Below are 23,767 nucleotides of genomic sequence, written 5' to 3' on the forward strand. Positions count from 1 at the left end.
CGCGGCGGCCTTGCTGCCCGGCGGGCTGTCGCGCTTCGACGCCGCGCTGCTCGGCGGGCTCGCGCTGCTGTCGGTCGGGCTGCTGTTCTGGGCGACTCGCGACATGGTGGTCGCCGCCGGCTTCGTCGCGGGGCTGGCGGTCGCCGCCGGCGCCGCGATCCTGTTGCGCCGGCTGTTTCCCGCGGTGGCGGGCGGCGAGACGGCGCTGCCCGACTGGACGATGCTGCGCCTGGCAGTCGATCATGACGACGTCGCGATCGCGATCACCGATCGCGCCGGCCGGCTGGTCTGCGCGAACGATCTGTTCGCGACGTGGATGGGCGGGTTCGCCACCCCGCCCGGGCTGCCGCTCGAAGGGCGCGGCGCCGAACTGCTCAAGAACGCCGGCCGCGCCGCCTGGCGCGATGGCGAGGGGCAGGTCGAAGAACTGGCGATCGGCGCCCTCCGCCTGCGCGCGCAGGTGCTGCGCGCGGGGCACGCCGAAGATTATCTCGTCTGGCGTTTTTCGGCCTTCGAACGCCTCGACCTCGTAACCGAGATCAGCCGCCACCTCGACGGACCCGCCGGACGCACGCTGGGGCAGGCGGGGATCATGGCGGCGCTGGTCAACAGCGAAGGCCGGCTGCGCGTCGCGAACCAGGCCTTTCTGCTCCGCGCGCTCGGCGAGGGCGACCAGGCGCATTATGCCGGACGCGACGTCGCGCCGCTGCTTCGCCTTGACGATGCCGGTACGCTCTATTTCGGGCGCGAGGGCGACCGCGCCGCCCCGGTGCGATTGATCCAGATCCCGCTCGTCCCCGCCGACTCCAACGGCCCGGTGCTGCTCGCGCTGCTCGACGAGGAGATCGGCGTCACCGACCGCGGCACCGCGCAGACCTATGTCGAGACCCTGCTGTCGCTGCTGCCCTTCGGGCTGGCGATGGTCGATCGCGACGGGCGTTTCCTTTACATGAACCGCGCCTTCGTCCGCGCCGCCGGATTGTCCGAGGGGAAGATGCCGCGCTATCCGGGCGACATAGTCGTGCGCGAGGACAAGGGGCCGCTCGCCGACATGGTCCGCCGCCACAGCAGCGGGCAGCAGGTCGGCGGCGACCTGTCGATCCGGCTCGCGGCACAGGGCGACGAGCCCGTGTCGATGCGCATCGTCGGGGTGCGCGGGCTGGGCGAGGCGGCGGTGCTGCTCAGCCTCAAGGATTCGAGCGAGGAATCGCGGCTCAAGCGCCAGGTCGCGCAGGCGTCGAAGATGCAGGCGGTGGGTCAGCTCGCCGGCGGTGTCGCGCATGATTTCAACAATATATTGACCGCGGTGCTCGGCAGCTGCGACCTGATGCTGATGCGCCACACGCCGGGCGACAGCGATTATGACGATATCCAGCAGATCCGCAGCAACGCCAATCGGGCCGCGAGCCTGACGCGGCAACTGCTCGCCTTCTCGCGCCAGCAGACGCTGCGGCCGCAGATCCTGCAACTGCCCGACGTGATTTCGGAAGTGTCACACCTGCTCAAGCGGCTGATCGGCGAGACGGTGCAGCTGTCGGTGCGCCACGGGCGCGGGCTGGGGGCGGTGCGCGCCGATCCGGGGCAGCTCGAACAGGTGATCATCAACCTCGCGGTCAACGCGCGCGATGCGATGCCGGGCGGCGGCACGCTGACGATGGAAACCTATCCGGTGAGCTCCGCCGACGTCCGCGCGATGGGCAGCGAGATCATGCCGCCCGCCGACTACAGCGCCCTGAAGGTCAGCGATACCGGTGGGGGGATTCCCGCCGATGTGCTCCCCAAGATTTTCGAACCCTTTTTCACGACCAAGGACGTCGGCAAGGGCACCGGGCTCGGGCTGTCGACCGTCTATGGAATCATCAAGCAGTCGGCGGGATTCATCTTCGCCGACAGCAAGCCGGGCGAGGGGGCCAGCTTCACCATCTATCTGCCCGTCCACCGCGCCGAGAGCGGGGCGAGCGTCGCACCGCCGCCGCCGGTGAAACCGAAGAAGAGCCAGTGGGGAACGGGTACGGTGCTGCTCGTCGAGGACGAGGACATGGTGCGCGCGGTCGCCGAACGGGCGCTGGCGCGCGCGGGCTATACGGTGGTGACCGCGTCGCAGGGCGAGGAGGGGCTCGAACGTTTTGCCGCGATGGATAAGGTCGACCTGATCATCAGCGACGTGATGATGCCGACGATGGACGGGCCGACGATGGTGCGCGCGCTTCGCGCGAAGCAGCCGACGCTGCCCGTATTGTTCATGTCGGGCTATGCCGAGGAACAATTGCGCCAGTCGATCGATATTGCCGATGTGTCCTTTCTTCCCAAACCCTTCTCGGTCGCACAACTGACCGAAGCGACCTCGGCGGCGCTCGACGCCGCGGCGCAGCGAGCGGCGCATGGCTGACGCGCGCCGTATCCTGCTCGTCGAGGACGACGTGCTGATCGCGATGATGCTGGTCGACATGTTCGACGCGCTGGGCTTTCCCGAGCCCGCGCAGGCCGCGAGCGTCGCCGATGCGCTCGCGGTGCTCGATGCCGAGCCGATCGCGGCGGCGCTGATCGACATCAACCTCGGCGAGGCGAAAGGCTGGCCGGTCGCCGACGCGCTCGCCGCGCAGGACATTCCCTTCGCCTTCACATCGGGCGGCGGCGATGTGATCCCGCCGGCGCATGCGCATCGCAAGCTGGTGTCGAAGCCGTTCCGGCTGAGCGAGATCGAGACGGTGCTCAACGAATTTTTCGCCGGATAACCGGGTTTCGGGTGGTAGGGGAACAAATTTCGTTCCCCTCTTGTTCCTGTAGAACAAATGTCGTACACAGGTGCGGCGTTGCGATGCTTCTGCCTTCGCTCTAGAGCAGGAAAGGGACGGCAAATGGCCGGACAATTGTCACTCGTCGAATCGGGGAAATCAGTGAACAGCACGGACAGGCAGAAGGCGCTCGACGCCGCATTGGCGCAGATCGACCGCGCCTTCGGCAAGGGCTCGGTGATGAAGCTCGGATCGAAGGAAGCGATGCAGGTCGAGGCGATCTCGACGGGTTCGCTCGGGCTCGACATCGCGCTGGGCGTCGGCGGCCTGCCGCGCGGCCGCGTCATCGAAATCTATGGTCCCGAAAGCTCGGGCAAGACGACGCTCGCGCTGCACACGCTGGCCGAGGCGCAGAAGACTGGCGGCACCGTCGCCTTCGTCGATGCCGAACATGCGCTCGACCCGGTCTATGCGCGCAAGCTCGGGGTGAACATCGACGAACTGATCGTGTCGCAGCCCGATACGGGCGAGCAGGCGCTCGAGATCGTCGACACGCTGGTGCGTTCGAACGCGATCGACGTGCTGGTGGTCGACTCGGTCGCCGCGCTCGTTCCGCGCGCCGAAATCGAGGGTGAGATGGGCGACAGCCACGTCGGGCTCCAGGCGCGTTTGATGTCGCAGTCGCTGCGCAAGCTCACCGGTTCGATCAGCCGCTCGCGCTGCATGGTGATCTTCATCAACCAGCTGCGCATGAAGATCGGCGTGATGTACGGCAATCCCGAGACCACGACGGGCGGCAACGCGCTCAAATTCTACGCGTCGGTGCGCCTCGACATCCGCCGCACCGGGCAGATCAAGAATGGCGACGAGATCGTCGGCAACACGACGCGCGTGAAGGTCGTCAAGAACAAGGTCGCGCCGCCGTTCAAGCAGGTCGAATTCGACATCATGTACGGCCAGGGCATCTCGAAGATCGGCGAAATCCTCGACATCGGCGTCAAGGCCGGCCTCGTCGAGAAAGCCGGCGCGTGGTTCAGCTATGACTCGATCCGCATCGGACAGGGCCGCGAAAATGCCAAGAATTTCCTGACCGAAAATCCCGAACTGCGCGAACGGCTCGAAGCCGCGATCCGCGGCCGTACCGACGCGGTGGCCGAGGAGATGATGGCGGGTCCCGACGACGGCGACGATATCTGACGTGATCCGGCCGGTTCGCGCTCGCGCGACCGGCCGGGCAACGGCGGCGGGCTCCTTGCCCCTTGGGTCTGCGCCCTCTCGCGGACCAGCCCGCCTGCCGTTGATCCTTGCGCGGGGGCCTTGAGCGGCTACAAGCACGCGATGCCCGCGATCCGCCTCTTCGGCCTGCCCACCGACGTCAACAGCAGCTTCGAGCGCGGCGCTGCTGCGGGGCCGGCGGCGATCCGGACGCAGCTATGGAGCGACCGCGGCAATCGGGCGAGCGAGCTGGGCGCCGAACTCGGGACCGACATCGCTTTCGCCGACGACGGCAACCTGCCGCTGACCGAGGATGTCGCGCGCGACGATGCCGCAATCCGGCGCCATGTCGTGATGACGTACGAAAATGGCGAAGTGCCACTCGCGCTCGGCGGCGATCATGCGGTGACCTTTCCGCTCGTCACGGCGGCGGCGACCTGCTTCGGGCCGCTCAACATCCTCCATATCGACGCGCATCCCGATCTTTACGACGATTTCGGCGGCAATCCGCGCAGCCATGCGTCGCCCTTCGCGCGCATCTGCGAGGCGGGGCATGCGGCGCGGCTGGTGCAGGTCGGCATCCGGACGCTCAACGCCCATTGCCGCGAACAGGCGGCGCGTTTCGGGGTCGAGATCGTCCCGATGACGGGCTTCACGCCCGATGCGGTGCCGGTGCTGCGCGGCCCGCTCTATGTCTCGATCGACCTCGACGGCATCGATCCGTCGGCAGCGCCGGGTGTCGCACACCCCGAACCCGGCGGATTGACGGTACGCGAACTGCTCGCGGTCCTCCACAAGCAGACCGCGCCGATCGTCGGCGCCGACATCGTCGAGCATCACCCCGGCCGCGACGTCGGCGACGTCACCGCGATCCTCGGCGCCAAGCTGGTGCGCGAGCTCGCGGCGCTGATCGACCGCAACGGACCGTGGCGGGATTAAGAGGAGAGCGACATGCACCTGATCGTCCACCACCTCAACAACAGCCGCTCGCAGCGCATCCTGTGGCTGCTCGAGGAAATCGGCGCGCCCTATGCGATCCGCCACTATCAGCGCGACGCGGCGACCAATCTGGCGCCCGCCGAACTCAAGGCGATCCATCCGCTCGGGAAATCGCCGCTGCTCGAGGTCGTCGATGATATGGCGGCGGCTGGGCACGGACGCGTGATCCAGGAATCGGGCGCGATCGCCGAATATCTGTGCGAACATCATGACGGTCAGGCGCTCGTTCCCGCGCGCGGCACCGACGATCACATCCGCCACCTCGAACTGATCCATTTTGCCGAAGGGTCGGCGATGACCCCGATCATTCTCAACCTTTATCTCGGGCGCCTCGGCGACGCCGCCGCGCCGGTCAAGCCGCGGATCGACGAGCAACTCGATGCCCATTTCCGCTACCTTGACGGCGAGCTCAACGATGCCGGCAATTTTATCGGCGATCGCCTGTCGGTCGCCGACATCATGCTGAGCTTCCCCGCCGAGGTCGCGGCGATGGGCGGCGCGGGGCGCTATCCCAGGCTGGCGGCCTTCGTGGCGGCGATGCACGCGCGTCCCGCATGGCAGGCGGCACGTGCGAAGGGTGGGGCCTATTTTGTCTTTTGATCCCGTCATGCGCGCGGCCGCCCTCGCCTGCCTGCTGGGCTTCGCGGCTCCGGCCGCGGCCGAGGTTCCGCCGCTGGGCGCCGAGGTCGAGCGCGTCGTCCATCCGCCCGCCACGGCGAATACCGCAAACAACGCCGCGCCGACGGCGGCCGACGAGGCCGAGGCGATGGGCCGGATGGCGGCCTATACGATGGCGCTCGCGCGACGCGATTTCGCGTCGGCCTATGCAATGCTGCGGCTGTCGTTCCAGGCCGCGAACCCGCGGATCGAGTGGGAAATGAACCTGCGGAAACGCGAGGCTTTATGGGCCGACGGGACCCTCCGTATCCTGCGCCTGAGCTGGTACCACGATCCCGCCGGACAGCCGCCGGGGCTCTATGCGGCTTTCGATTTTCGTGGCGATCGGGCCGACGGGACGATGGATTGCGGCTATGTCGTCGTGCACCGGTCGGCGCCGGGGTCGGCCTTCACCGTCGTGCGGACCGATGCATCCGAAGTGCCGCCCGAGCTGATCGAGGACGGGGTGCCGAAAGCCGATGTGCTGGGGCAGTTGCCCTGCTACCTTGGCAAGGGGATCGCGACCGCCTTTTGAACCCGTGGGTGGGCGTACCCAATGAAATTCGGCTTGCCGCCGCGCATCGGGCTGCGCACTATTGGCCCGCTGCCGCCGTCCGGCGGCCTTTGGTTGGGGGCTGAAGCAATATGATGATGACGGCGATCGCGCTGCTGATGGTGGCACCGGCCGATCCGAGCGTCCGGATCGATGCCGTGCCCGGCCGCGGGTACAGCGCCGTGGTGGGAACGTTCGATTCGGGAGATTTCACCGGCGTGATGGAGCGGGTGAAGGTCATCGCGCAGCAACGCTGCGGACGGCAGGGGGTGCGTTTCGGCCGCCACTATTTCGACAGCCGGGTCGACACGACGCGCAACGTGATGCTCATCGAAAACCTGAAGCAGAATTTTTTCTGCTTCGATCCCGCGACCGATCCCTACAAACCGGTGCCTGCCGACTGGACCGCAAGCGCCGCCGAGACCGCCAGTGCGTCGGTCTTTGCGACGCGCTTCCTCGACCGGCTCAACCGGGGCGACGCCGCCGGAATGGCGATGATGGATCCGCTGATCGAGATCAAGAAGGCCGATTGGGACGAACTGCGCAAAGGCGTCATCCAGCATCGCGAAAGCGAGGATGGCACGCTGACGCCACAGTTGCGGGGATGGCTCAACAACCCCGAAGGCGCCGCCTATCCGGGCGCCTATGCGCTGTTTTCGGTGATCGACGACCATCCGGGCATTGTCGGGACCTGCGGCGGCATTTTGCTGCACCGCGTGCGCGACGGCGAATATCGGGTCGCCCAATATGACGTGCAATTTATCTCGCAGGCGCTTGCCGACCAGCAGGGACTCAGCGACGCGGAACTCGACCGGCTGTGCGCGCGTTGACGCGCGGCGTATCGCTCGCGCGTAATGCTTGAGAAACGCGCCGTGTCGCACTAGATCGCGCGCATGACATCGACCAACGACATTCGCCGCTCGTTCCTCGACTATTTCGGGGGAGCCGGGCATCACATCGAGCCTTCGGCGCCGCTGGTGCCGTACAACGACCCGACGCTGATGTTCGTCAATGCGGGCATGGTGCCGTTCAAGAATGTCTTCACGGGGCTGGAAAAGCGCCCGTACAGCACCGCTGCATCGTCGCAGAAATGCGTGCGTGCGGGGGGCAAGCACAACGATCTCGACAATGTCGGCTATACGGCGCGGCATCACACCTTCTTTGAAATGCTGGGGAATTTCTCCTTCGGAGACTATTTCAAGGAGCAGGCGATCCACCACGCGTGGACGCTGATCACCAAAACCTGGGGCCTCGCGCCCGAAAAGCTGACGGCGACGGTCTATCACACCGACGACGAGGCCTTCGACCTGTGGAAGAAGATTGCAGGCCTGCCCGACGACCGGATCATCCGCATCCCGACGAGCGACAATTTCTGGTCGATGGGCGACACCGGGCCGTGCGGGCCGTGCAGCGAAATCTTCTACGACCATGGCGACCATATCTGGGGCGGCCCGCCGGGATCCCCCGAAGAGGATGGCGACCGCTTCGTCGAGATCTGGAACCTGGTGTTCATGCAATATGAGCAGTTGCCGAGCGGCGAGCGCGTCGACCTGCCGCGGCCGAGCATCGACACCGGCATGGGACTGGAACGGATCGCGGCGGTGCTGCAGGGCGTCCACGACAATTACGACACCGACACCTTCAAGGCGCTGATCGCGGCATCGGTCGACCTGACCGGCGTCCCTGCGGAGGGCGCGACGCAGGCCAGCCACCGCGTGATCGCCGATCACCTGCGCGCATCGAGTTTCCTCGTCGCCGACGGCGTGCTGCCGTCGAATGAGGGGCGCGGCTATGTGCTGCGCCGGATCATGCGCCGTGCGATGCGCCACGCGCATCTGCTCGGCGCCAAGGACCCGTTGATGCACCGGCTGCTGCCGTCGCTGACCGCCGAGATGGGCGCCGCCTATCCCGAGCTGATCCGCGCGCAGCCGCTGATCGCCGAGACACTCGAGCGCGAGGAGACCAAGTTCCGCCAGACCCTCGACAAGGGGCTGCGCCTGCTCGACGAAGCGACCGTCGGCATGGACAAGGGCGACACGCTGCCCGGCGAGGTGGCGTTCAAGCTCTATGACACCTACGGCTTCCCCTATGACCTGACCGAGGATGCGCTGCGCGCGAACGACATCGCGGTCGATCGCGCCGGTTTCGACGCGGCGATGGCGCAGCAGAAAGCCGCAGCGCGCGCCGCGTGGAAGGGCAGCGGCGAGAAGGCATCGGACGAAATCTGGTTCGACCTTGCCGAAACGAACGGCAGTACCGAGTTCACCGGCTATAGCTCGACCGCGGGCGAGGCGACGGTGATCGGGTTGGTCAAGGACGGCAAGCCGGTCGACGAGGCGAAGGCGGGCGACGCGGTCACCGTGCTGACCAACCAGACGCCCTTCTATGGCGAAAGCGGCGGCCAGATGGGCGACGCGGGGACGATCACGACGCTCGAAGGCGCGAAGGCTGTGGTGAGCGACACGGGCAAGCCGCTCGGCCGTCTGCACACGCATCAGGCGAAGCTCGAAGCGGGGAGCCTGAAGGTCGGCGATACGGTGCAGCTTGTCGTCGACGCCGAGCGTCGCGACCGCATCCGCGCCAACCACAGCGCGACGCACCTGCTCCATGCCGCGCTGCGCAACCGGCTGGGCGGGCATGTGACGCAGAAGGGCAGCCTCGTCGCCGAGGACCGTTTCCGTTTCGACTTCTCGCACCCCAAGGCGCTGACCGCGGAGGAGATTGCGGACGTCGAGGCCGAAGTGAACGCGCAGATCCGCGGCAATGAAGCGGTGACGACGCGGCTGATGACTCCCGACGACGCTGTCGCGGCGGGCGCGCTGGCGCTGTTCGGCGAGAAATATGGCGACGAGGTTCGCGTGCTGTCGATGGGGCATGCCGACGACAAAAGCTATTCGGTCGAGCTGTGCGGCGGGACGCACGTCCGCGCGCTCGGCGACATCGCGTTGCTCAAGATCATCAGCGAATCGGCGGTCTCGTCGGGTGTGCGGCGTATCGAGGCGCTGACCGGCGAAGCGGCGCGCCAGTGGCTGAACGCCCGCGACGAGGCGCTGAAGGCGGCCGCGGCGGCGCTCAAGACGGCGCCCGACGATGTCCCGGCGCGCGTCGCCGCGCTGACCGAACAGCTCAAGAAGGCCGAACGCGAGCTTGCCGACGCAAAGAAGGCGCTCGCGCTTGGCGGTGCCGGCGGCGGCAGCGGTGCGGCTGCCGGTCCGGCGATCGAGCAGGTCGGCGACACGGCGTTCCTCGCGCAGGTCGTTGACGGGCTCGATCCCAAGGAATTGCGCGGCACGGTCGATGGCCTGAAGAAGCAGGTCGGCAGCGGCGTCGCGATGCTCGTCGCGGTCAACGACGGGCGCGCTTCGGTCGCGGTCGGGGTGACCGACGACAAGACCGCCAGCCACAGCGCGGTCGATCTGGTCAAGGCCGCGGTTGCGGCGCTCGGCGGACAGGGCGGCGGCGGGCGGCCCGACATGGCGCAGGGCGGTGGTCCCGACGGCAAGGCGGCGGACGATGCCGTCGCGGCGGTGATCGCGGCGCTGGCGGCGACGATTTGAAACCGACCAGAAAGACGCGGCGCACCGATCATGCCGAACGGCTGATCGCGGCGCCGCTGGTTGACGTCTTTGCGGCCTTCACCAGTGCCGACAAGCTGGCGCGCTGGTTGCCGCCCGAAGGCGCGACCGGCGCATTCGAGCATCGCGACCTTCGCGCCGGGGGCGGGTTCCGCCTGCGGCTGACCTTTGACGATCCCGACGTCGAGACCAAGAGCGACGACGACAGCGACGTGGTCGATGTGCATATCCCGGTTCTCGACGAAGGCCGGCTGATTGTGTGGGAGGTCGATTTCGTGTCCGACGATCCGCGCTTTTCGGGGACGATGGCGATGCACTGGTATCTGTCGCGCCAGCCCGGCGGGACGCTGGTGACGATCGACGCCCATCAGGTGCCGCCGGGGATATCGGCGAAGGACCATGAGGCCGGGCTGACCAGTTCGCTCGCCAATCTGGCGACGGTGGTCGAAGGCGGGGCGGGGGGCGCATGATGCCGGTTCGACCCGTTTTGCTCGGTCTGGTCTTCCTTCTCGCTGCCGGGTGCGGCGGGGACGACGGTGGCGATCCGGCAGCGGCCGGGCAGGGCGGCTGGCGCATTCCGGCGGGGGTGTACGGCAACGTCGCCCCCGGCGAGAATGGCGGCGATCTGGGCGGGATCGAACTGTCGCTCGACAACGGCAGCGAAAGCGAAACGGTCGATTTCATCCAGTGCGAGCGCGGCTGCGACGGGGCCGTCGAGCGGCCGCTCCGCCGCGGGCTCAACGGCATCGCCTTCACGATCGACGACGGCGGCCGCACCGTCGACGTGATCGTGAACCCGGCCGGGCCGGACGCGGTGGAACTGAACGTCGATCGCGGCCGCGGGCTGGAAACGCACCGCCTGCCCCGGATCCAGCGCGAGGTCGGCCTGGCCGCCGCCAGAGGCAAGGCCGGCGGCGCGGCTCCGCCGTCAGCGCATGACGGGCTGCTGGCGCCTAGCTCTCCACACCCCGTGCCTTCCCCCACGCCCTAGCGGCGGTGTAGCCCAGATAGCCGGTCCCGAAGAGCGCGTAGAGCGGTTCGGGAATCCCCGCGAGATAGGCGTTCATGCCGTCGGCGATCCCCTTTGCCATCTCGGGCCGCGCGGCGGCGATCAGGCCCATCGGGATCGCCCACAGCAAGAGCGCATACATGACGTAGAGGAAGCTGGGCCGCGCGCGGCTGGTCCACGGGTCGGCGCTGTTGGCTTCGGCGACGATTGCGGTCATTTGGGTGCGGATCGCCTCCATTTCCTGCGTGCCCTCGAGCTTGATCAGTTCGAGCTTGGCGCGATCGCGCGCTTCGGGGTCGGGGATGATCTTGTCGATCAGCTTGGCGATGGGGCCAATCAGGCCTTCGATGATGCTCATGTCGATTCTCCATTTTTCCCGGAAAACTGCGGAACTTCATTCGCGATTCATATGTTCGGCGGCGTCAGTCCTGGCCGATGCGGTTGGCCAGCCAGCCGTAGAGAAAGGCTTCCTGGCTGGGGCGGCGTTCGGCGAGCGCGATGTAGCGTTCGCCCTGCAGCGCCTCCATCGCGCGGAGGAGGACGGTTTCGCTGCCGCGCACGCGCAGGAAGGCGTCGAGCGCGGAGAGGGTGCGCGGCCCGATCGCGCGGTCGACCGCGATATCGGGATAGTCGCGCGCGGCGCGATTGAGCGCGTTGAGCGCACGCTGGAGAAAGGCGGTCGCGGTCGCGGTGCCCATGTTGACGCCGGTGTCGAACAGTTCGGCGGCGATCGCGGGGGCGCGCCGGGCGATCTGGTCGAAGCCGGGGCGGAGCCAGTAGATGCGGCGGTAGATCGCGGCCGCCTCGGCACGCGGCAGGTCGCGCATGGCCCCGGCAAAGCCCTCGGCGCGCGCGACCGCCTCGGTGATTCCCCAGCAGGTCGCGCCGCCGCGGTCGGCGGGATGGTTTACATAGCGGCCTTCGCGGTCGATGACGGCGTCGATCAGCGCCTCGACGTCGATTTCGGTTCGGGATGGTCTGGGCATGATTCGTGTCTCCGGTTGGTTGAACCGTCAAAACGAACCATATAGGAATAAATTAGGAAAGGATTTTCGCCATGCGGGCTTTGCAGGTCAGGGAATTGGTGGAAAATCACGGCGGTGCATCGCTGGTCGAGCTGCCGGTGCCCGCGCCGGAGCCGGGCGAGGTGCGCGTGCGGGTGCGCGCGGCGGCGGTGAATTTCCCCGACCTGCTGATGACCCGCGGCGGATATCAGCTGAAGCCCGAACTGCCGTTCGTGCCCGGGCTCGAGTTTTCGGGCGAGATCGAAGCGGTGGGCGAGGGTGTCGATCGCTGGCGCGCCGGCGACGCGGTGATCGGCGGCAATCGCTTCGGCGCGATGGCCGAATATGCGGTGGTGCCCGCCACGAACCTGCGCGCCAAACCCGAGCGGTTGGGGTGGAACGAGGCGGCCGCCTATGGCGTCGCCTATCTGACCGCGTGGGTCGCGCTCACCCGCTGCGCGGGGGTCGAGGCGGGCGAGTGGGTCCTCGTGCACGGCGCCGCGGGGGGCGTGGGGCTCGCGACGGTCGACCTTGCAAGGGCGCTGGGCGCGCGGGTGATTGCGGCGGCGGGGAGCGCCGGAAAGCGCGCCGCGATCGAGCGGCTTTACGCGCCCGATGCGGTGATCGCCGCCGAACCGGGGTTTCGCGAGACGGTGAAGGCGCTGACCGGCGGGCGCGGCGCCGATGTGATCTTCGATCCCGTGGGCGGCAACGTCTTCGACGAATCGATCCGCTGCATCGCTTTCGGCGGCCGACTGCTGGTGGTCGGCTTTGCGTCGGGGCGGATTCCCGACGTGTCGGTGAACATGCCGCTGATCAAGGGGTTCGCGGTCGTCGGGGTGCGCGCGGGCGAATATGGCCGCCGCTTTCCCGATCGCGGCGCCGAAAATATCGCGGCGATCGACGCGCTGGCGGCGCAGGGGCGGATCCGTCCGCACGTCCACGCCGTGCTCGATCTGGCCGAATGGCGCGCGGGTTTTGCGATGCTCGAACGGCGCGAGGTGGTGGGCAAGGTGATTCTGACCCCCTGAAGCGCACGTGCCGACGCAATCGCGTCGCGGAGCGCCGGGCGGCCGCTACGATGATCCTGCGACAGGGAATGTGCCACCGGGCGCCGTGGCTTCGGCCCGGCGACCCGCGATCCTATCGAGAGGAAATGACGTGAAGACAATGATGATGGTCGCAGCCGCGCTCGTCCTTGCCGCTCCCGCGGTGCAGGCCGCCGAACCGGCGAAGGACGGCGGCGGCATGCTCGCCAAAGCCGACGCCAACGGCGACGGCAGGCTCGACAAGGCCGAACTCACCAAGCTGTTCGAGGCGCGCGCCGCGAAGAGGGGCGACACCGCGCCGGTCGACCCGGCCAAGGTCGACGCCTTTTTCCAGAAGGCGGACGCGAACGGCGACGGCGGAATCGATGCGGGCGAACTCGCGGCGTTGCGCGCCGCGAATGAGGCGAAACCCGCGGCCGAAAAATAACGAAAAGCTGTGGCGGCGCGGTCGGGCGCGCCGCCACAGCCCTGCGCCCAGAACAGCGTCCGGATCGGATTGGCCGGATCGCGCCGGGCGGCGCGGTCGATCGCGCTCAACGGCGGCGCGCGCAGGAAACAGAGCGCCATCGCATCCAGCAGCACGGGTACCAGCGCGGCAACGGGGGCCAGCCGGCATCGGCCGGATGAGGCTTTCCCTTCGGCGCCCGACAGGGCAAGCTGCCGGTGAAAGCGCCGGGGGAGCATGGCGATGCGCAAACCGAGAAGGAAACGGGGAAGCTTGCGGCCGGGATGGGGCGTCGACCCCGATGGGCGCGGGGATTTCCCCGACGACGCGACCGTCGCGCGCGATCTGGCGGCGTGGCGGCGTCGCGGGCGCATCCGCGGCGTGATCGCGTTGCTGCTGCTCGGACTCGTCGCCTGGTTTCTGGTCCCCTCGATCCTGTCCTATCAGGACAAGCGCGACGAATGGACGCGCCTCGTCCGCGCCGGCGGGGGCGAGGTCAGGTATATGGGCGCGCGATTCGGACGCTGCTGGAGCCAGCCGCGCCTCGCGCGCAAGGGCGGTATCCCGGTCGGGCAGGGCGCCCGCGTCGAGGTCGTCGCGCGCGAGCCGGGCTGGGCGCTGATCGACCGTTTCGGCAATCCGTGCTGGATTCCCGAATGGACGCTGATCGACAAGCCGGTCGACTGGAAGATTCTCCACAGCCGCGGTTACGATCATTATGCGAAGGAGCCCGAAGGCTGGTACGACGCGCAGGTCGCGGCGACATGCGCTGCGAGCTGGTCGAACGGCGCGAGCTGCTGGATCAACGACCAGATGGGCGGGACGCGGCGGCTGCCTTAGGACCCCCGGAGCTGCCGGCGCGCGTTCGGGTGGAGGATGGTGTCCAGCAGTTCGTCGGTCGAGGTGCAGTTTTCGCGCAGGTCGGCGAGGACATCGTCGGCGCCGGTCGTTTCGAACCGTGCGGCGAAGCCGCTGTCGCCCGGCGGTCGGGGCAGTTCGACCGCGAAGCGGCGCGACGCGGCGAGCCGCTCGACGAAGGCCGGTGAAGTTGCCGCCCCGGCGTCGGCGAAGTCGATGCGTGTGTCGGTGACGCCGACGTCGGCTTCGCTCGCGGGGCTGTCGTCGAACCCCAGCCTGGCGCGGGCGCGCGGCGCCGGGCCGAAGGACTGGTCGGCGACCAGCCGCACCGCGATCGGCTCGCCGGGTTTGCAAAGCATGTAGAGATGGCTGCCGCCGCCCTCGGCGGCGAGGCGGTAGCGGCGCGTGAGATCGTCTCTTTCGTGATCGACGAGATCGTCGGCCTGCCAGCCCGGCGGCTCGTGCCGGGACCACAGCAGGACGCCGCCCAGCGCGAGCATGCCGACGAGGCCGGTGACGACGAACCAGATCGCGCGATCCATGCGCGAGGCATAGCATGGCGGCGCGGCGCCGCAAGGCGATTGCCCCGCGGGCCTTCGATGCTGGTAGAAGAGAAATTGGTCGGGACGAGAGGATTCGAACCTCCGACCCCCACACCCCCAGTGTGATGCGCTACCAGGCTGCGCTACGTCCCGACCGGCCCGATTGGGCAGGCGAGGCCCCTAGCGCGGTCCGCGCGGCGATGCAAGCGGCGAGGTGCACGGCGTGCATATTCGCTGTCCGTCGTCTTGAAGTCGGGCGCCGCCGCCCCATTTCGACGCGGCCGGACGCGGGGGACGGCGCGCAGCCGCCGGTTGCGCCTTGCGCCCCCGCGTGATAGGCGCCGCGCCATTATCTTGCGTGCCGGTCCGGGTGGGGCGGCGCTGCTTTCGAACGGAAAGATTCTCATCGATGTCGACCAATTTGCTTCTGACCCAGGCGGCCGGATCGGGCGGCGGGGCCGCCGGTTTGCTGATGCTGGCACCCTATCTGCTGATCTTCGTGGTCTTCTGGTTCTTCCTGATCCGCCCGCAGCAGGTGCGGATGAAGGAGCATCGCGCCAAGATCGCCGCGGTCAAGCCGCGCGACCAGGTCGTGACCGGCGGCGGCATCGTCGGCAAGGTCACGCGCGTCGACGATGATTTCGCCGACGTCGAAATCGCCCAGGGGGTCAAGATCAAGGTCGTCAAGTCGACCCTGTCGGACGTCTTGCAGCCCGGCGCCAAACCCGCCAACGATTGATGCCGCGGCGCCCGCCGCCCGGCGGGCCCCGATAGACCGGACCAAAGCCTATGCTCGATTTCCCGCGCTGGAAAACCGTCGGCATCAGCATCCTCCTGCTGCTCGGCATCCTCTTTTCGATCCCCAGCTTCCTGCCGCAAAAGACCTTCGACAGCCTCCCGGGCTTTGCGCAGATCAAGGTCAACCTCGGCCTCGACCTTGCCGGCGGCAGCCACCTGCTGCTCGAAGCCGATCTCGCCGACCTCAACAAGACCCAGCTCGCCAACATGGAAAAGACCGTGCGCGCGGCAATGCGCGGCGAGCAGGGCCCCGACGACGATATCGCGATCGGCGATTTCAAGGCGTCGGGCAGCACGATCAGCTTCCTCGTGCGCGACCAGACGCAACTCGACGACGCGCGCGACCGCTTGTTCAAGGAAACGCAGGGCGCGAGCATGACCGGCCAGCGCGACTGGCGGATCGACGTCGTCGACACGACGCGGATCGTCATGACGCTGACCGCCGCGGGCCGCGACCAGGCGGTGAAGCGCGCGATGGACACCGCGCGCGATATCGTCGACCGCCGCGTCAACGCACTCGGCACGCGCGAACCGACGATCATCCGCGAAGGCAATGACCGCATCGTCGTGCAGGTGCCGGGGCTTCAGGACCCGAAGGCGCTCAAGGATCTGATCGGCAAGACCGCGCGGCTCGAATTCCGCATGGTCGACCCCAATGGCGACATCAACGCCGCGCTCGCGGGCAATGTGCCCGTCGGCAGCGAACTCGTTCCCTATGCGCCGGGCGAAGGCTATGGCCAGCCGGGCGAGGTGCTGCGCCGGCAGGTGATGATCAGCGGCGACCAGCTGATCGACGCCAAGCAGGAATTCAACCAGAACCAGCAGCCGGTCGTGTCGATCCGCTTCGATTCGGCGGGGTCGAACACCTTCGCGCGCGTCACCGGCCAGAATGTCGGCAAGCGCTTTGCGATGGTGCTCGACGGCAAGGTCTTGTCGGCGCCGTCGATCAACGAACCGATCCTCGGCGGCAGTGCCCAGATTTCGGGCAGCTTCTCGGTCCAGAGCGCCAATGCGCTCGCGATCTCGCTGCGCTCGGGCTCGCTGCCGGTGAAGATGGACGTCGTCGAGGAACGCACCGTCACCCCCGAACTCGGTCAGGATTCGATCGAGAAGGGCGTGATTGCCGGCATCATCGCGACGGTGTCGGTGCTGGTTCTGATGCTCGTCGTCTATGGCCGTTTCGGCATCTACGCGAACATCGCGCTGATCTTCAACGTGTTCCTGATCATCGCGATCATGGCGGCATTCAACGCCACGCTGACCTTGCCCGGCATCGCCGGCTTCGTGCTCACGATCGGCGCCGCGGTCGACGCGAACGTGCTGATCAACGAGCGTATCCGCGAAGAGCTCAAGCGCGGGCGAAAGATATTCCAGGCGGTCGAACTCGGCTATACCGAGGCGAGCCGGGCGATCTTCGACGCCAACGTCACCAACGTGATCGCGGCATCGCTGATGTTCTTCTTCGGGTCCGGCCCGATCAAGGGCTTCGCGGTCGTGCTGACGATCGGCATCGTCACCAGCGTCTTCACCGCCGTCACCGTCACGCGCATGTTCGTCGCCCACTGGCTGCGCACCAAGCGTCCGACGACGATCAACATTTAAGGGAGCGATACGATGCGCTTGCTCAAACTCGTCCCCGACGACACCAATTTCGACTTCCTGCGCTGGCGCAAGGTCGCGTCGTTCATGAGCTTTTTCCTCGTCGCGATCTCGATCGCGCTGGTGGCGGTGAAGGGGCTCAATCTCGGCGTCGATTTCGTCGGCGGCCAGTCGGTCCGCGTCGAATTTCCGCAGGCGATGCCGCCGATCGAGGAGATCCGCGACAAGGTCGATGCGATCGGGCTCGGCGATCCGACGATCCAGCAGTTCGGGTCGGACAAGGCGGTGTCGATCCGCACCGCGCTGCCCGAAGGCGACAAGGCGGCCGCCGACCGCGCGGGCGAACAGCTTGTCACGGGTATCCAGAAGGCTTTCCCGACCGCCAAGACGGGCACCGTCGAGACCGTGTCGGGCAAGGTGTCGGAGGAGTTGCTGCGCACCGGCGCCATCAGCCTCGGGCTCGCGATGCTGGGCATCTCGATCTACATCTGGATCCGCTTCGAATGGCAATTCGGGGTCGGGGCGCTCGGACGCCTGTTTCACGAGGTCGCGCTGACCTTTGGCTTTTTTGCGGTGACGCAGATCCAGTTCGACCTCAACAGCGTCGCGGCGCTGCTGACGATCGTCGGCTATTCGCTCAACGACACGATCGTGGTGTACGACCGCGTCCGCGAAAATCTGAAAAAATACCGCAAGATGGAGATTATTCCGCTGCTCAACCTGAGCATCAACGAGACGCTGTCGCGCACGGTCATGACCACGCTCGCGATGGTGCTTGCGCTCGGCATGCTGCTGATCTTCGGCCCCGACGTGATCTTCGGCTTTACCGCCGCGATGCTGTTCGGCGTGTTCGTCGGCGGTTATTCGTCGGTGCTGATGTCGACGCCGGTGCTCGTGTGGCTGAAGGTCGGTCCCGACAGCTTCATTCCGCGCACGAGTTCGGGCATCGACGGCGGCGAGCGCGTCGAGCGCAAGGACGACGGCGCGGTCGTCTGACCGGGCGCGCGTCCGAACGGGAGACCGCAAGGGGGGCTTCGGCCCCCCTTATTTTTGCGCGCAGCGGCGCAGATGTTCCGCAAGTTCGCGGCCGTTGCGGTCCCAGTCAAAACGACCGCCAAGGCTTGCCGCGACATCGCCCGACAAAGGCGGGGCGGCCAGAATGGCGTGCACCGCATCGGCGATCGCACCCGGGGTGCGCGCGACGATCCGGCCTGCGACCGGTGCGGTGACAAGCTCGGCGGCGCCACCGGCGTCGCTGATCACGATCGGAGTGCCGCATGCGAGCGCTTCGACCCAGGCATTGGCGAGGCCTTCGCTGACAGAGGGCATGACGACCGCGTCGGCGGCGCGGTAGAGTTGTGGCAGGTCGGCATTGGCGACCGGGCCGAGCAGGTGGACGCGATCTGCGAGCCCCAGCCGCGCGGCGAGGGCGCGATAGTCGCGCTCGGCTTCGCCTGCGCCGGCGAGCCAGTAATGGACGCCGGGCAGCGCCGCGAGCGCCTCGATCACCAGCGCCTGCCCCTTGCGCGGGATGAGGGCGCCGACGGTGAGGATGGCGGGGGTATCGTCCATGCCGAGCGCCGCGCGCGCGGCGGCGCGGTCGCCGGGATGAAAGCGCGCGGTGTCGATGCCGGTGTAGTGGACCGCGATCTTCTGCGCGTCGATGCCGATCGCCGCCATGTCGCGTCGCATCGCTTCGGAGACCGCAAGCAGGCCCGCGGCCTCGCCGGCGGCTTCGAGCAGTTGCGGCGCGGTGGCTGGCGCATGGCCGAAATGGCTGATGTCGGCGCCGCGCGCCTTGACGGAAAAGGGCAGAGCGAGCGTTTCCGCAACATACATTGCGGCGGGGCCGTCGGGGTAGAAGAATTGCGCGTCGACGACGTCGAAGGTGGAACCGTCCACGGCATGCAGCACGGCTTGGCAGATCGCCATCGGGTTTCGCTTCGCGCCGATCCTGGGGATCAGGGTGAAGCGCGGACGAAGAACGGTGAGGCCGTTCCACTCTTCCCTGAGCGGAAGCGCGCGCAGCGCGCGGTAGCGGGGATGGAGCGAGAGCGGGAAGGGCGGCAGCCCGACCGGCGCGACGATGGTAAGGTCGATCCCGGGCTGAGCGGCAAGCGCGCGCAGGCTCTTTTCGACGAACAGCCCGAAATTGGGACGCGCGGTGTCGGGGAAGAGCGTGGCGATCGAGAGGACGCGAAGGGCGGTCATACGGCCCTTCCCATCATACCGTCATTGCGAGCGCAGCGAAGCAATCCAGAGCGGTTTACGCCTACCCTGGATTGCTTCGCTGCGCTCGCAATGACGGGGCTTTTGATCACAGCGTGCGGATCAGCCGCACCGCGACCGCGGCCCATGGCGGATTGCTGACGACCTGCTGACGCTGGCCGACGCCGAACGGCAGCAAGTGGAGTTTTTCGCCGTCGACGTTGAGCAGTCGCGCGAAGACGAAGCGGCCCGCGGGCCGGGGGACGAGCAGGTCGCGGTTGAGCACGCTGCCCCAGTCGCCGTCGAGGCGGCGGCACCAGATTTCGTCGCCGGCGCGATAGTCGCCGATCGACGAGGTGACGCGCACCGCGACCATATCCTCGGCGGGGCGCGCGGTGAGCGCCTGTTCGACGCGCGTCGGCGCCTCGACCCCGTCGGCGCCGAGCAGCGCGGTGATGGTGAGCTGGGTATCTTGCGGCAGCTGGACGAGGTCGGCGGCATCGACCCCGAGCGCCTTGGCGATGCGGTTCATCCAGCCGAGCGACAGCGTGCGGGTGCCCGTTTCGAGGCGGCCGATCGTCTGCGCCGTTGTCGGCGGGTCGCAACGCTGGGCGACCTCGTCCAGCGTCAGTCCCTTGGCGCGGCGAACGGCGCGGATGCTGTTGATCATGGCGACCCCTTACGGATATTTGATAACCAAATCGGTTTCTTCTTTCCTAAATTATAATCCACTGTCAAGCCCGATTCGCTTGTCCGAGGAGAATTGCATGCCCCGCCGCCGACTCGAAACGCGCGTTCATCCCGATGACCGGCTCGATCCGGCGAAGGCGGGGCCGCAGGTGATGCGGCATGTCACGGTCAATGTCGCCGAAAGCCCGATCGCCTGGCTCGCGGCGCGGGGGCATCTGGACGAGGTGCAATTGCGCGCGGGCGAGCGTCTGCGCGCCGATTATGAGCGCGCGGGGCTCGCTGCGCGGGTCACGATGCGCTGGGACGCAGCGCCGCCGGCGCGCGGTCGCGGCGGAGCGCGCGCGGTGCACGCGTCGCTGGCACGCATCGACGCGCACCGGCGCTTTCACGCCGCGCTCGATGCGGCGGGGCCGGGGCTTGCCGACATCTGCTGGCGCGTGATCTGCGCGGGCGATGGCATTGGCTGTGCCGAGAAGGGGCTGGGCTGGCCCGCGCGGTCGGGCAAGCTGGTGCTGGGGCTCGCGCTCGACCGGCTGGCGCGCTTCTACGGGACGGGGTGAGGTCAACCGAAGATTTTTCTCGCTTCGGTTTCGTCGTCTACGAAGGTGTTTTCGACGCGTTTGGACTTGGTAAGGTAGAGCGACCAGATTGTTGCAAAGACTGCCGCTTGAAAAATTCCCACGAAATAGGTCGCGTCGAGCCCCGTCGCCATCACATCGGGCCATAGCGTCCACGCAACGATCAGATCGAGGAGCAGAGGGCCGAAGGCGAGTACCCACAATCCTCGGACCACAAGACGAACCGATGCCCGGGTGTGAACGCGCGCGAGCCTATAGGCCAGGAACCACGCAAGCGCGATTGTCGCGGCTGCCAGAACCCAGCTGAAAAGTGAGTATATCTGCCAACTTGAGCCGAGCTGGGCTTCCGTCTGCGCATCGAGCTCGAGCATCTTGGCGGTTTCGAGCAGGATACGGATCGGGGAGATAACCGAAAGGATGACGATGAAGGTCAGAAGCCATCCGCCGACACCCTTCAGTTCCGGCTGATCCGAATAGTCGGTCACAATATTGCCCCCCATATTCCTGAACGGCCTTTGTGCGAGAAGGCGCGTCGGGGAGCAAGGACATTAACCCAGCGCCTCGACGGCCTCCGCAAGTTCCAGCCAGCGATCCTCCGCTGCGGCCTTTTCGTCGCGCAGCGCGTCGAGCTTTTCGGTGAGTGTCGTGAAACGCTTGTGATCGCGGGTGAAGAGGGCGCCGTCGGACAGGTCGTTTTCGATCCCGGCCATTTCCTTTTCGATCGCCTCGATCCGCGCGGGCAGCAGGTCGTAGTCGCGCTGGTCCTTGTAGCTCAGCTTCTTGCGCGCCTGCGCGGGCGGAGGGGCGCTTTCGGTCGAGGTCGATTTGACCTTGGCCGCGTTCGGCTTGACCCGCTTCGCTTCCCAGTCGGCATAGCCGCCGGCGACGATGTCGACCTTGCCCGACCCGTCGAGGCCCAGCGTCACGGTGACGGTGCGGTCGAGGAAGTCGCGGTCGTGGCTGACGAGCAGCACGGTGCCGGCATAGTCGGCGATCACTTCCTGGAGCAGGTCGAGCGTTTCGAGGTCGAGGTCGTTGGTCGGTTCGTCGAGCACGAGCAGGTTCGATTCGCGGGCGAATTCGCGCGCGAGCAGCAGCCGCGAGCGTTCGCCGCCCGACAGCGCGCCGACGCTCGCCTCGACCACGCCGGGATCGAAGAGAAACTCTTTCAGATAGCCCTGGATGTGCTTCTTCACCCCGCGCACCTCGACCCAGTCGCCGCCGTCGGCGAGGACGTCGCGGACCCGTTTGTCGGGAGAGAGCAGGCTGCGCTGCTGGTCGATGATGATGCCGTCGAGCGTCGGGGCGAGCGCGACGCTACCCTCGTCGGGCTCGATTTCGCCGGTAAGCAGCTTGAGCAGGGTCGATTTGCCCGCACCATTGGCGCCGACGATGCCGATGCGGTCGCCGCGCTGGACGCGGAAATCGAAATTCTTGATGATCGTCCGGTCGCCGAAGGATTTGGTGACATTTTCGGCGACGATCACCGATTTCGAACGCACATCGTCGTTGGCGAGCCCCAGCTTGGCCACGCCGGGACCGCCGACCATCGCGGCGCGTGCGGCGCGCATTTCCTTCAGCTTTTCGAGCCGGCCCTGGTTGCGCTTGCGGCGCGCGGTGACCCCGCGTTCCAGCCAGTGCGCCTCGAGCCGTAGCTTCGAATCGAGCTTCTGCGCGGCGCGCGCCTCCTCGGCATAGACCGCCTCGGTCCATTCCTCGAAGCCGCCGAAGCCGATTTCCTTGCGGCGGATGCTGCCGCGATCGAGCCACAGGGTCTGGCGCGTCAGGCGCGTGAGGAAGGTGCGGTCGTGACTGATCGCGACGAAGGCGCCGGTGTAGCGTGCGAGCCACGATTCGAGCCAGTCGATCGCGGCGAGGTCGAGGTGGTTGGTCGGCTCGTCGAGTAGCAGCACGTCGGGGTTCTGCGCGAGCGCGCGGGCGATCGCGGCGCGGCGGCGCTCGCCCCCCGACGCGCTCGATGCCGTGCGGCTCATGTCGATCCCGAGCTGGTCGGCGATCGCCGCGACCTCATGTTCGGCGGGAGCGTCCTCGCCGGCGATCGCGAAGTCCATCAGCGTGTCGAACGCCGAAAGGTCGGGTTCCTGTTCGAGCAGCACGACATGCGTGCCCGGAACGATCGTGCGCTTGCCCTTGTCGGCGTCGATGCGACCGGCGAGCAGCTTGAGCAGGGTCGTCTTGCCCGCGCCGTTGCGGCCGATCAGCGCGAGCCGGTCGCGCGCGCCGACATAGATGTCGAGGTCCTGGAACAGCCAGCCGCTGCCCTGCACGAGGCCGAGGCCCTCATAAGATAAGATCGGTGCTGCCATGATGAACGGCTCGCTACTGAGGTGTTCAGCGTGATGCAAGCGCCGTCGGGGCAAAGGCCGGAACGCGCCCGCTCCGTCTGCGTTACGGGGCGGGAATTCATCACGGCCGGACAACCGGCCACAGGAGAAGAATATGACGAAGCAGATGCTCGCCGCTATGGCCAGTGGACTCGCGCTGATGGCGGCAACGCCCGCGCTCGCGCAGCAGCAGGGAGGTGCGACGGTGACGACGGCGACGGTGCAGGGACCGATACTGAGCTTTTCGGTGAACGAAGAGGTGCGCTCGCGCCCCGACCAGGCGACCGTGGGCGCCGGGGTACAGACGACCGCTCCGACCGCGGTCGAGGCGATGCGGCTCAACGCCGCGGCGATGGACAAGCTGATCGCGGCCGCCAAGGCGCGCGGGATCAAGGCCGAGGATATCCAGACGAGCGGCATCAGCCTGTCGCCGCAGTACGACTATAACAATCGCGGCGACGGCCAGCCGCCGCGCTTCATCGGCTATCAGGTCAACAACAATGTGCGCGCGACGACGTCGAAGATCGACGATATCGGGCCGCTGCTCGATGCGCTGGTCGCGGCGGGCGGCACCAACATCGACGGGCCCTGGTTCGGCATGAAGGACCCCGACGCGCAGCTTGTCGGCGCGCGCGGCGCGGCGATCAAGGCGGCCGAGGCGAAGGCGGCCGACTATGCGCGGCTCGCGGGCTATCGCGGCGCCGAGCTGGCGTCGATCGGTGAGGGCGGCTTCAACGGGCCGCAGCCGCCGATGCCGATGGTGCGCCTGCAGGCGATGGACGCGGCCGGCAAGGCGACCCCGGTCGAACCCGGGCAGGTCGCAAACACGCTGACGCTGAGCTTCCAGTACCGGCTGGTAAAGTAAACGGATCGGGGGCGGCCTCTCAACCGCCCCCGATTTCCGTGCG

25 protein-coding genes and 1 tRNA gene are annotated in these 23,767 nt (G+C 67.4%); 18 read left to right on the forward strand and 8 right to left on the reverse strand.

Annotated features, from left to right (window positions below):
- Positions 1-25: 25 nt before the first annotated feature.
- The 10 genes from EAO27_RS05480 to EAO27_RS05525 all read left to right on the forward strand — a co-directional run bounded on the left by EAO27_RS05480 (position 26) and on the right by EAO27_RS05525 (position 10,725).
- Positions 26-2,389: a response regulator gene (locus EAO27_RS05480; RefSeq protein WP_242780450.1), complete on the forward strand. Its 2,364-nt coding sequence runs from the start codon at positions 26-28 to the stop codon at positions 2,387-2,389.
- Positions 2,382-2,735 carry a response regulator gene (locus EAO27_RS05485; RefSeq protein WP_242777901.1) on the forward strand — a complete coding sequence of 118 codons (354 nt, stop codon included), beginning with the start codon at positions 2,382-2,384 and terminating at the stop codon, positions 2,733-2,735. Before EAO27_RS05480 ends, EAO27_RS05485 begins: the two co-directional genes overlap by 8 nt.
- Before the next feature lie 123 nt (positions 2,736-2,858).
- Positions 2,859-3,932 carry a recombinase RecA gene (gene recA, locus EAO27_RS05490; RefSeq protein WP_242777904.1) on the forward strand — a complete coding sequence of 358 codons (1,074 nt, stop codon included), beginning with the start codon at positions 2,859-2,861 and terminating at the stop codon, positions 3,930-3,932.
- 120 nt (positions 3,933-4,052) lie between these two features.
- Positions 4,053-4,889 (forward strand): agmatinase family protein, encoded by an 837-nt coding sequence (locus EAO27_RS05495; RefSeq protein WP_242777907.1) that lies wholly within the window; start codon positions 4,053-4,055, stop codon positions 4,887-4,889.
- A gap of 12 nt (positions 4,890-4,901) precedes the next feature.
- On the forward strand, positions 4,902-5,549 hold the full coding sequence (locus EAO27_RS05500; RefSeq protein WP_242777910.1) for a glutathione S-transferase: 648 nt from the start codon (positions 4,902-4,904) through the stop codon (positions 5,547-5,549).
- Between the two features lie 7 nt (positions 5,550-5,556).
- On the forward strand, positions 5,557-6,141 hold the full coding sequence (locus EAO27_RS05505) for a hypothetical protein (RefSeq protein WP_242777912.1): 585 nt from the start codon (positions 5,557-5,559) through the stop codon (positions 6,139-6,141).
- Between the two features lie 110 nt (positions 6,142-6,251).
- Positions 6,252-6,989 (forward strand): hypothetical protein, encoded by a 738-nt coding sequence (locus EAO27_RS05510; protein WP_242777914.1) that lies wholly within the window; start codon positions 6,252-6,254, stop codon positions 6,987-6,989.
- Positions 6,990-7,052: 63 nt separating this feature from the next.
- The gene (gene alaS, locus EAO27_RS05515; protein WP_242777917.1) at positions 7,053-9,716 is read left to right on the forward strand and encodes an alanine--tRNA ligase; all 2,664 of its coding nucleotides are present in this window, start codon (positions 7,053-7,055) and stop codon (positions 9,714-9,716) included.
- Positions 9,713-10,204 carry an SRPBCC domain-containing protein gene (locus EAO27_RS05520; RefSeq protein WP_242777920.1) on the forward strand — a complete coding sequence of 164 codons (492 nt, stop codon included), beginning with the start codon at positions 9,713-9,715 and terminating at the stop codon, positions 10,202-10,204. The genes alaS and EAO27_RS05520 overlap by 4 nt, the downstream gene beginning before the upstream one ends.
- The gene (locus tag EAO27_RS05525) at positions 10,201-10,725 is read left to right on the forward strand and encodes a hypothetical protein (RefSeq protein ID WP_242777923.1); all 525 of its coding nucleotides are present in this window, start codon (positions 10,201-10,203) and stop codon (positions 10,723-10,725) included. The genes EAO27_RS05520 and EAO27_RS05525 overlap by 4 nt, the downstream gene beginning before the upstream one ends.
- Here EAO27_RS05525 and EAO27_RS05530 read toward each other — a convergent pair.
- Entirely contained in the window at positions 10,688-11,101 is a 414-nt protein-coding gene (locus EAO27_RS05530) for a holin family protein (protein ID WP_242777926.1), read from the reverse strand. The genes EAO27_RS05525 and EAO27_RS05530 overlap by 38 nt on opposite strands.
- A 64-nt stretch (positions 11,102-11,165) precedes the next feature.
- Positions 11,166-11,705: a glycosyl hydrolase 108 family protein gene (locus EAO27_RS05535; RefSeq protein WP_242780452.1), complete on the reverse strand. Its 540-nt coding sequence runs from the start codon at positions 11,703-11,705 to the stop codon at positions 11,166-11,168.
- A gap of 95 nt (positions 11,706-11,800) precedes the next feature.
- On the opposite strand from EAO27_RS05535, the gene EAO27_RS05540 reads away from it, so the two are divergent.
- The 3 genes from EAO27_RS05540 to EAO27_RS05550 all read left to right on the forward strand — a co-directional run bounded on the left by EAO27_RS05540 (position 11,801) and on the right by EAO27_RS05550 (position 14,081).
- A complete protein-coding gene (locus EAO27_RS05540) occupies positions 11,801-12,778 on the forward strand; it encodes an NADPH:quinone oxidoreductase family protein (protein ID WP_242777929.1) in 978 nt (325 codons plus the stop codon).
- 139 nt (positions 12,779-12,917) lie between these two features.
- Positions 12,918-13,223, forward strand: coding sequence for an EF-hand domain-containing protein (locus tag EAO27_RS05545; protein WP_242780454.1), 306 nt, complete (start codon positions 12,918-12,920; stop codon positions 13,221-13,223).
- A 291-nt stretch (positions 13,224-13,514) separates the two neighbouring features.
- Positions 13,515-14,081, forward strand: a complete 567-nt coding sequence (locus EAO27_RS05550; protein ID WP_242777932.1) for a hypothetical protein — start codon at positions 13,515-13,517, stop codon at positions 14,079-14,081.
- On the opposite strand, the gene EAO27_RS05555 is transcribed toward EAO27_RS05550, so the two are convergent.
- Both EAO27_RS05555 and EAO27_RS05560 read right to left on the reverse strand, forming a co-directional pair.
- Positions 14,078-14,641: a hypothetical protein gene (locus EAO27_RS05555; protein WP_242777935.1), complete on the reverse strand. Its 564-nt coding sequence runs from the start codon at positions 14,639-14,641 to the stop codon at positions 14,078-14,080. The genes EAO27_RS05550 and EAO27_RS05555 overlap by 4 nt on opposite strands.
- Positions 14,642-14,717: 76 nt before the next feature.
- Positions 14,718-14,794 (reverse strand) — tRNA-Pro (locus EAO27_RS05560).
- A gap of 256 nt (positions 14,795-15,050) precedes the next feature.
- Between EAO27_RS05560 and yajC the strand changes: the two genes are divergently transcribed.
- From yajC to secF, 3 genes are read left to right on the forward strand one after another with little or no spacing between them, the layout of a single operon-like run.
- Entirely contained in the window at positions 15,051-15,380 is a 330-nt protein-coding gene (gene yajC, locus EAO27_RS05565) for a preprotein translocase subunit YajC (RefSeq protein WP_242777938.1), read from the forward strand.
- Between the two features lie 50 nt (positions 15,381-15,430).
- Positions 15,431-17,041: a protein translocase subunit SecD gene (gene secD / locus EAO27_RS05570; RefSeq protein ID WP_242777941.1), complete on the forward strand. Its 1,611-nt coding sequence runs from the start codon at positions 15,431-15,433 to the stop codon at positions 17,039-17,041.
- 12 nt (positions 17,042-17,053) lie between these two features.
- Entirely contained in the window at positions 17,054-18,034 is a 981-nt protein-coding gene (secF, locus tag EAO27_RS05575; RefSeq protein WP_242777944.1) for a protein translocase subunit SecF, read from the forward strand.
- 48 nt (positions 18,035-18,082) lie between these two features.
- Here the strand turns inward: secF and EAO27_RS05580 are convergent, their stop codons facing one another.
- Both EAO27_RS05580 and EAO27_RS05585 read right to left on the reverse strand, forming a co-directional pair.
- Positions 18,083-19,249, reverse strand: coding sequence for a glycosyltransferase (locus EAO27_RS05580; protein WP_242777947.1), 1,167 nt, complete (start codon positions 19,247-19,249; stop codon positions 18,083-18,085).
- Between the two features lie 106 nt (positions 19,250-19,355).
- Positions 19,356-19,916 (reverse strand): helix-turn-helix transcriptional regulator, encoded by a 561-nt coding sequence (locus tag EAO27_RS05585; RefSeq protein WP_242777950.1) that lies wholly within the window; start codon positions 19,914-19,916, stop codon positions 19,356-19,358.
- Between the two features lie 172 nt (positions 19,917-20,088).
- Here EAO27_RS05585 and EAO27_RS05590 point away from each other — a divergent pair, with 172 nt between their 5' ends.
- Positions 20,089-20,496, forward strand: a complete 408-nt coding sequence (locus tag EAO27_RS05590) for a DUF6456 domain-containing protein (protein ID WP_242780456.1) — start codon at positions 20,089-20,091, stop codon at positions 20,494-20,496.
- 2 nt (positions 20,497-20,498) lie between these two features.
- Here the strand turns inward: EAO27_RS05590 and EAO27_RS05595 are convergent, their stop codons facing one another.
- A complete protein-coding gene (locus EAO27_RS05595) occupies positions 20,499-20,999 on the reverse strand; it encodes a DUF2569 family protein (protein ID WP_242777953.1) in 501 nt (166 codons plus the stop codon).
- A 63-nt stretch (positions 21,000-21,062) separates the two neighbouring features.
- Positions 21,063-22,841 (reverse strand): ATP-binding cassette domain-containing protein, encoded by a 1,779-nt coding sequence (locus tag EAO27_RS05600; protein ID WP_242777956.1) that lies wholly within the window; start codon positions 22,839-22,841, stop codon positions 21,063-21,065.
- A 133-nt stretch (positions 22,842-22,974) separates the two neighbouring features.
- Between EAO27_RS05600 and EAO27_RS05605 the strand changes: the two genes are divergently transcribed.
- Positions 22,975-23,724 carry an SIMPL domain-containing protein gene (locus EAO27_RS05605; protein WP_242777959.1) on the forward strand — a complete coding sequence of 250 codons (750 nt, stop codon included), beginning with the start codon at positions 22,975-22,977 and terminating at the stop codon, positions 23,722-23,724.
- The last annotated feature ends 43 nt before the right edge of the window (positions 23,725-23,767 follow it).

The sequence above is a fragment of the Sphingopyxis sp. YF1 genome (assembly GCF_022701295.1).
Classification (GTDB): domain Bacteria; phylum Pseudomonadota; class Alphaproteobacteria; order Sphingomonadales; family Sphingomonadaceae; genus Sphingopyxis.

What these genes read in the sequence shown, in the direction of transcription:
- EAO27_RS05485 (WP_242777901.1), top strand. Translation starts at nt 2,382, where the DNA reads ATGGCTGACGCGCGCCGTATCCTGCTCGTCGAGGACGACGTGCTGATC.
- recA (WP_242777904.1), top strand. Translation starts at nt 2,859, where the DNA reads ATGGCCGGACAATTGTCACTCGTCGAATCGGGGAAATCAGTGAACAGC.
- EAO27_RS05500 (WP_242777910.1), top strand. Translation starts at nt 4,902, where the DNA reads ATGCACCTGATCGTCCACCACCTCAACAACAGCCGCTCGCAGCGCATC.
- EAO27_RS05505 (WP_242777912.1), top strand. Translation starts at nt 5,557, where the DNA reads ATGCGCGCGGCCGCCCTCGCCTGCCTGCTGGGCTTCGCGGCTCCGGCC.
- EAO27_RS05510 (WP_242777914.1), top strand. Translation starts at nt 6,252, where the DNA reads ATGATGATGACGGCGATCGCGCTGCTGATGGTGGCACCGGCCGATCCG.
- alaS (WP_242777917.1), top strand. Translation starts at nt 7,053, where the DNA reads ATGACATCGACCAACGACATTCGCCGCTCGTTCCTCGACTATTTCGGG.
- EAO27_RS05525 (WP_242777923.1), top strand. Translation starts at nt 10,201, where the DNA reads ATGATGCCGGTTCGACCCGTTTTGCTCGGTCTGGTCTTCCTTCTCGCT.
- EAO27_RS05530 (WP_242777926.1), bottom strand. Translation starts at nt 11,101, where the DNA reads ATGAGCATCATCGAAGGCCTGATTGGCCCCATCGCCAAGCTGATCGAC.
- EAO27_RS05540 (WP_242777929.1), top strand. Translation starts at nt 11,801, where the DNA reads ATGCGGGCTTTGCAGGTCAGGGAATTGGTGGAAAATCACGGCGGTGCA.
- EAO27_RS05545 (WP_242780454.1), top strand. Translation starts at nt 12,918, where the DNA reads ATGATGATGGTCGCAGCCGCGCTCGTCCTTGCCGCTCCCGCGGTGCAG.
- EAO27_RS05555 (WP_242777935.1), bottom strand. Translation starts at nt 14,641, where the DNA reads ATGGATCGCGCGATCTGGTTCGTCGTCACCGGCCTCGTCGGCATGCTC.
- yajC (WP_242777938.1), top strand. Translation starts at nt 15,051, where the DNA reads ATGTCGACCAATTTGCTTCTGACCCAGGCGGCCGGATCGGGCGGCGGG.
- secD (WP_242777941.1), top strand. Translation starts at nt 15,431, where the DNA reads ATGCTCGATTTCCCGCGCTGGAAAACCGTCGGCATCAGCATCCTCCTG.
- secF (WP_242777944.1), top strand. Translation starts at nt 17,054, where the DNA reads ATGCGCTTGCTCAAACTCGTCCCCGACGACACCAATTTCGACTTCCTG.
- EAO27_RS05580 (WP_242777947.1), bottom strand. Translation starts at nt 19,249, where the DNA reads ATGACCGCCCTTCGCGTCCTCTCGATCGCCACGCTCTTCCCCGACACC.
- EAO27_RS05585 (WP_242777950.1), bottom strand. Translation starts at nt 19,916, where the DNA reads ATGATCAACAGCATCCGCGCCGTTCGCCGCGCCAAGGGACTGACGCTG.
- EAO27_RS05590 (WP_242780456.1), top strand. Translation starts at nt 20,089, where the DNA reads ATGCGGCATGTCACGGTCAATGTCGCCGAAAGCCCGATCGCCTGGCTC.
- EAO27_RS05600 (WP_242777956.1), bottom strand. Translation starts at nt 22,841, where the DNA reads ATGGCAGCACCGATCTTATCTTATGAGGGCCTCGGCCTCGTGCAGGGC.
- EAO27_RS05605 (WP_242777959.1), top strand. Translation starts at nt 22,975, where the DNA reads ATGACGAAGCAGATGCTCGCCGCTATGGCCAGTGGACTCGCGCTGATG.